The organism is candidate division WOR-3 bacterium (genome assembly GCA_039802205.1).
GTDB lineage: Bacteria > Hydrothermota > Tepidihabitantia > SM23-42 > JAOAFX01 > JAOAFX01.
Genome location: JBDRWD010000032.1, coordinates 23,144 through 29,766, shown reverse-complemented (window position 1 = coordinate 29,766; position 6,623 = coordinate 23,144). Strand labels below are relative to the sequence as shown.

The 6,623-nt window shown below is 39.7% G+C and carries 7 protein-coding genes; all 7 read right to left on the bottom strand.

The annotated features are described in order from the left end of the window. Window positions 1–126: 126 nt before the first annotated feature. The 7 genes from tgt to ABIL39_07630 all read right to left on the bottom strand — a co-directional run bounded on the left by tgt (window position 127) and on the right by ABIL39_07630 (window position 6,616). Window positions 127–1,239 (bottom strand): tRNA guanosine(34) transglycosylase Tgt, encoded by a 1,113-nt coding sequence (tgt, locus tag ABIL39_07660; protein MEO0165996.1) that lies wholly within the window; start codon window positions 1,237–1,239, stop codon window positions 127–129. A gap of 81 nt (window positions 1,240–1,320) precedes the next feature. Then, window positions 1,321–2,001, bottom strand: coding sequence for a phosphate signaling complex protein PhoU (gene phoU / locus ABIL39_07655; protein ID MEO0165995.1), 681 nt, complete (start codon window positions 1,999–2,001; stop codon window positions 1,321–1,323). Beyond that, on the bottom strand, window positions 1,994–2,752 hold the full coding sequence (gene pstB / locus ABIL39_07650; protein ID MEO0165994.1) for a phosphate ABC transporter ATP-binding protein PstB: 759 nt from the start codon (window positions 2,750–2,752) through the stop codon (window positions 1,994–1,996). The genes phoU and pstB overlap by 8 nt, the downstream gene beginning before the upstream one ends. A gap of 50 nt (window positions 2,753–2,802) precedes the next feature. Then, the gene (gene pstA / locus ABIL39_07645) at window positions 2,803–3,714 is read right to left on the bottom strand and encodes a phosphate ABC transporter permease PstA (protein ID MEO0165993.1); all 912 of its coding nucleotides are present in this window, start codon (window positions 3,712–3,714) and stop codon (window positions 2,803–2,805) included. Between the two features lie 23 nt (window positions 3,715–3,737). Then, a complete protein-coding gene (gene pstC, locus ABIL39_07640; protein MEO0165992.1) occupies window positions 3,738–4,631 on the bottom strand; it encodes a phosphate ABC transporter permease subunit PstC in 894 nt (297 codons plus the stop codon). Between the two features lie 92 nt (window positions 4,632–4,723). Next, window positions 4,724–5,512 (bottom strand): phosphate ABC transporter substrate-binding protein, encoded by a 789-nt coding sequence (locus tag ABIL39_07635; GenBank protein ID MEO0165991.1) that lies wholly within the window; start codon window positions 5,510–5,512, stop codon window positions 4,724–4,726. A 15-nt stretch (window positions 5,513–5,527) separates the two neighbouring features. Beyond that, window positions 5,528–6,616, bottom strand: a complete 1,089-nt coding sequence (locus ABIL39_07630; GenBank protein ID MEO0165990.1) for a hypothetical protein — start codon at window positions 6,614–6,616, stop codon at window positions 5,528–5,530. Window positions 6,617–6,623 lie beyond the last annotated feature (7 nt).

Genomic DNA, 6,623 nt, shown 5'->3' with positions numbered 1-6,623 from the left:
ATGACCGTATAGCAGTCTGGTTTAACCGTTAGGTATGATTCGGACCAGGAAATTATAATCTGAAGAAAGGGGGATGTAAAGTAAGAATTTAATTATTGACAAACCTTTTATAGCAGTGGAGAGGACTTAGTCAATTGCGTCTGTGCGAAAATTAAAAGAAGCCTTCGCTTTAAGTAAAAATTTATCATAATCACCTTTTTGAATATGATATCTAATATCTTGCATTAACCGGATATAAAAGGCAATATTATGGTAGCTCACCAATCGACCAGCCAATCCCTCGCCCACATTAAAAAGATGGCGGAGATACGCCCGACTGAAATTTTTACAAGTATAACAACGGCAATTTCTATCAAGCGGTGCCTCATCCGCCGCATACCTGCTGCTTTTGATGATTATCTTCCCTTCGGAAGTAAACGCCATACCGGTCCGACCATTGCGGGTTGGTAAAACACAGTCAAAAAGGTCGACTCCCAAGCTCACCGCCTCCAAGATATCCTCAGGATAACCACAACCCATCAAATATCTAATCCGGTTTTCCGGTATTATTTCATTCACCGCCTTTACCATCTCCATCGTCAGTTGCGCTGGTTCCCCAATCATCAATCCCCCAATACCGTAGCCAGCAAATTTCAATTCTACCAGCCGTTGAGCACATTCCTGCCGCAATCCCTTAAATGTAGCACCCTGAATGATTGCAAAAAGGGCCGGCTTCCTCTTTACCGCTAAACTCCGCTTTGCCCAATTGACTGTCCTTTCCACCGCAATCCGCGCTTCAATGAATTCTGAAGGATATGATGTGAAAAAATCAAGGCACATGGCAATATCTGTACCTAAATCCCGTTGAACTTCAACCGCCTTTTCCGGAGTCAAACGAATACGGCTCCCATCAATGTGCGAAAGGAATGTCAAACCCTCATCATCCACACTCCTCAATTCACTCAATGAATATGCTTGGAATCCCCCTGAATCGGTTAAGATCGCCCGGTCCCAGCTCATAAATTTATGGATTCCTCCAATTTTTTTTATGAGTTGGGTTCCTGGTCGCTGCATTAAGTGGTAGGTATTACACACAATGATCTCTACACCGATTTTTTTTAATTCCTCAGGAGAAATCATTTTTACACTGCCCTGGGTCGCCACGGGCATGAAATTTGGTGTTTTAACCTCAAAATGTTTCGTTTTTAATAAACCAATGCGGGCTTTTGTCTGGTAGTCTTTGAATAAGACCTTAAACATAGGTTATAATACGAATTTATCCGGGATTGTCAATACAGGAGAAAATTTGTCAAAGTGCAAAAACTCGAAATTCTGTTTAGCTCAATGTGCGAAATAAAAAGAATCTTTGTGTTTTACGATCTCACCCTCCGTCATATAAATTATATCCTCGCAAATATTGGTCGTTAAATCTGCTATCCGCTCGAGGTCTCGGCCAATTAATAATGCCGAGATTGCGTTACTGCACTTCGAATGATAAGTATCCATTTTATTAATGACCTCATCCGTTAATTCCTTGAGTTCTTTATCAACAAATTTATCCTGATTAATAACTGCTGTTAAAATACTTGTATCATTGCTTGTAAATGCACTAAAAGTATCTTTAAACATTTTTTGAACAATGCCGAACATATTTTTCAAATTCTTAAAACTGTTTATTGAAGTATATACTGAAATGCGCTGGGCAATATTAACACAATGGTCAGCAATCCTTTCTAAATTATTATTAATCTTTAATAATGAAACGACCGTCCTTAAATCAGTTGCCTCGGGCTGAAAAAGGGCAAGGAATTCAATAAACAATGTTTCATTTTCTACTTCAATGCGATTTGATAGTTGCTCAAGATTAGTAATTATGTTATTGGCAATCACATGGTCGCGGTTATATGCACATTTTTCAGTATCCCGCAGCATATTATCTACGAGACCCGCAAATCTTATTATATTTGTCTTGAGTTTTTCTATCTTCCCTTTCAACATATCAATCAGCCCGCCCTTATCCAAAACGACCGGTTATATACGCCTCGGTCTTGGGGTCTTTGGGATTGGTAAACAACTTTGATGTCTGATTGTATTCAATCAACTCACCAAGATATAAAAATGCAGTCCAATCCGAGACCCTTGCCGCCTGCTGCATATTGTGGGTTACAATAACGATTGTATATTTTTCTTTCAGATTTATCATCAATTCCTCTATCTTCGCGGTTGATATGGGATCAAGGGCAGAGCAGGGTTCATCAAATAGTATTATTTCAGGTTCAATCGCAAGGGTGCGCGCAATGCAAAGTCTCTGCTGTTGTCCACCGGAAAGGGAAAATGCCGAATCATGCAGACGGTCTGCAACCTCATCCCATAATGCCGCTGCTTTCAGCGCATTTACTACCCTTTCTTCAATTTCTCTCTTGTCTGTAATCCCGTGAATCCTTAAACCAAATGCCAAATTTTCAAAAATACTTTTAGGAAATGGATTGGGTTTTTGAAAGACCATACCGACTTTTTTTCTCAAATCATATACATCATATAGTGGATCATAAATATTTTCACCATCAATCCAAATCTCTCCCTCTACTTTTGCTGATGGGATTATATCATTCATACGATTTAAACAGCGAATAAGCGTACTCTTACCGCAACCCGACGGACCAATGATTGCCGTTATATTATTGCAGTATATTTCGAGATTAATGTTTTTCAGGGCATGATTTTCTACAAAAAATACATTTAAGTTTTTAATGATAATACTTGATTTCGTCATCTTGCATTGGGCAGTATCTATTTTTGTTTCTTTATTTACCGCTGTAATCTCTACCATAACCTCTTCTTTCTCTGTCTTATTCTTATAATTATTGCAACAAGGTTCATTCCTAAAACAAGTATCAAAAGAACCAAGGCTGAACCATAGGCAATTGGCACCTGCTTATCCGGATATGTTCCCTCGGTCATCAAGGCATAGATATGATAAGGCAATGCCTGAACCGGTGATAAAATTGAACCGGGCAATTTTTTGCTGAAAAAGGTTGCGGCAGTAAATAGTATCGGTGCAGTTTCTCCAGCAGCACGCCCTATTGCAAGGACTACACCAGTTAATATGCCTGGTAAAGCTGCAGGCAAAACAATTCCTTTTATGGTCTGCCATTTTGTCGCACCAATACCATACGCTGCCTCACGGAATGAATCAGGAACTGTCTTCAGTGCTTCAACCGTTGTACTAATGATTACAGGCAAAATCATTATACCCAATGTCAATGAACCAGAAAGTATAGAAACACCAAAGCCAAAGAATTTTACGAATACTGCAAGTCCGAATAAGCCAAAGACAATAGAAGGAACTCCCGCAAGATTATTTATGCCTGTTTTTAGAATTCTCAAAATTACATTATCTTGAGCATACTCATTTAAATATATCCCTGATAAAACACCTAATGGTAAAGCAAAAAGCACCGAACCAAGGGCAAGGTAGAATGTTCCTAAGATTGCCGGCAGGATACCACCTGCAGTCATTGATTTCTTAGGCATACTGGTTATAAATTCAAGACTCAAGACCTTGACACCCTGAAGGCTGATAAAAACAACAATAACAAACAAAAACACTGCACTTATTATTAGTGAGAAAAACAAAACTGAAATTCCAATCTTTTGAACCCTTTTTCTCCTATCTTTTGATGAGTTTTTCTTAATTATCTGATTTTCTACAGGATAGTTCATTATATTTGACATTTCAAGAGTATTGTTACCCATGTTCATCTCACCGCTGTAAATTTTTTGTGAAAACGATGAGAAATTTGTTCAGCGATAATATTAAATATCATTGTCAGTACAAATAACACAATCGCAATACCAAAAAGTGCATAATAATGTTCGCTTCCCACGACTGTTTCTGCCATCTCTGCAGCAATCGTTGCAGTCATTGTTCGCACCGGTTTTAGCAGAGAAAAAGCAATGTTTGCAGAACCACCCGCGACCATAAGGACTGCCATTGTCTCACCGATTGCCCTGCCCAAACCTAAAATAATACCGGTTGTGATACCGCTTGATGCTGCTGGGAGAACGATTTTTGTCATCGTTTCCCACTTGGTCGCGCCCAAGGCGAGCGCGGCTTCTCTATATTCTTTCGGAATTGCCGTCAACGCATCTTCAACAATGCTGGTGATTGTAGGAAGAATCATAATACCTAAAACAATGGCAGCAGAGAGCGCGGTAAAACCTGTAGGCAGATTGAAAAATCTTTGAATTATGGGGGCAATAAAGAGTGCACCGAATAACCCATATATCACCGAAGGCACACCAGCAAGCAATTCAATAATTGGCTTGAGTGTCTCTTTAAGCCACTTTGGTGCAACCTCAGCAATGTAAAGAGCACACATAATACCTAATGGTGTAGCAAGTATCAGCGCACCGAAGGTGACAATTAAAGAACCGTATATCATTGGTAAAATTCCGAATTCTGGTTCTTCGTGGGTTGGATACCATTCCATCCCGAAGAGGAAATCTTTGAGACTGACAAATTTCAAAATTGGTGTTCCTTGAGAAATCAATACAATCACTATTCCTGCAAGGAAGACGAGCGCACTTAGAGCAATAATAAAGAGAACAATTTTTATTGTACCCTCAGTCATTCTGCGGTTCAGCAGCATTCAAACTCCCTCAAAACATTTTCTCTGAAGAATCATACCCCTCACCTTAATCCTCTCCCCCAGGGGGGGAGGAAAGTGAGGGGTAATAGTATCTATTTAACCGGCACAAAGCCATTATCGCGGACTATTGTCTGTCCTTCAGTTGAAAGTATGAATTCAATGAAGGATTTGGCAATGCCTGATGGATTACCATTCGTATACATATATAATGGACGTGCAAGAGGATAAGTGCCATTTTGGACAGTTGCTTCTGAAGGTGTAACTCCGTTAACCTTCAGCACTTTGACTTTGTCGCTCAGATAACCGAGCCCCACATATCCTATTCCACCCGGGGTTTGCTCTACTGCCCTTGCTACTTCAAGATTGGATGCAAGCATCAATGCACCATCAGTTAGTTTTGCACCGCCAAGAACCTTCTCATTGAAAACCTCATAAGTTCCTGAAGCCGCATCCCTTGATACGACAACGATATTGCCTTTGCCACCGAGTGCATTCCAGTTGGTCATTTTACCGGTATATATCTTTTTCAAGTCTTCAACAGAAATTTCATTGATTGGATTACTGGGATGAACGATAACCGCAATTCCATCCATTGCAATCACAGTTCCTACTGCATTTACACCCTTTTCACGTGCCTGTTTGATTTCTTTTGTCTTCATTGGTCTTGAAGAATTGGCAATATCACAGGCACGGTCAATGAGTGCCGCAATACCGGTTCCTGAACCACCCCCCCGCACCATAATATCTGCATCAGGGTGTTTCTCCATATATGCTTCTGCTGCAGCCTGGGCAATGGGTAGAACTGTTGTTGAACCCTGGATCACAAGGCTCTGGCTAAAGCCTAATCCTATCAGTAATGATAAAACCAACAAGTTTCTCATATTAACCTCCTAATACTAAAAGGAACACTTTGCTTGAATCATAAACTTATCTACCGGAACCTTCAAGGTATCTTGATATTCAGTAAGTTGGTAATTTACCTGAAATAAAAGATTGTCACTTATTTTGTAATTTAATCCCAAAATTTTGGTGTAAACCGCATCTATATTAGCCGCGGCTGTCGTATCTGTTGCATTCTTATCCCATATATCGTAACGGGCTAAAACTGAAAAGTTCTTGGTTATATCAATCTGACCGATAAATGAATATCCCACACCCTTGGTTATTTTGTTATCAGGGGTCTTACCATCTTCAGAAATAAAATACTCACCAATCAATGATGCAGATGCATACCTTAATTGGACAACCCCTGCCATTCTATTTTCAGTTAAATCAACGGAAAGGGTTTCACTATCCGCTGCACTCCAGTATTTTGTAGTGGTCTTCTCCATCCAGTAAGAACCCTTTAACATTATTCCAAAATTTCGTAAGAATACAGGCGGAACAACTGAAGCATTAAAACATTTTGCTTTATTCAAATCAATCTCTGTTGGTTTGCTATAACCAGATCCGTTAAAGGTTTGGATAGAAATATCACCAAACCCATTGGGTAAATAACCATAGAACCCAACACCCAAATCAGCGGTATTGATTTTTTTGAGATGGTCTTCCAATGACTTTTCAATAAGTGGGTATTCCCATAAATCAGCCAATCCAAAATAGACTTTCTGTAATCCAATCATAAGTTTAGCATCAGGAATGTATTTACCAATATAAGGTAAAGTCCAGTCAGCCTGTCCGTATTTAAATCTTACAAGCCAATCCGAATCCTTTGTGTAACCTGCCTTCATATTTATATCAATTGTGCCACTAAAGGCAACGGGTGTGGTGGATGTCTTCCACCTTATATAACCCCTATCAATGGAAAAAGCATGGGGATGATTACTCGCTGTATCCGGTTTCATCAGGTAATCATAGGTATATCTGACCCAGATATATCCGTATATAGGGGCATCCGCGTAGACCATGCTCACAAATAACAACAAAAACAACCCCAAGAGGATGAATTGGGGATGCTGGATATGGGTTTTGGGATTTAAGCCCATACGCCTC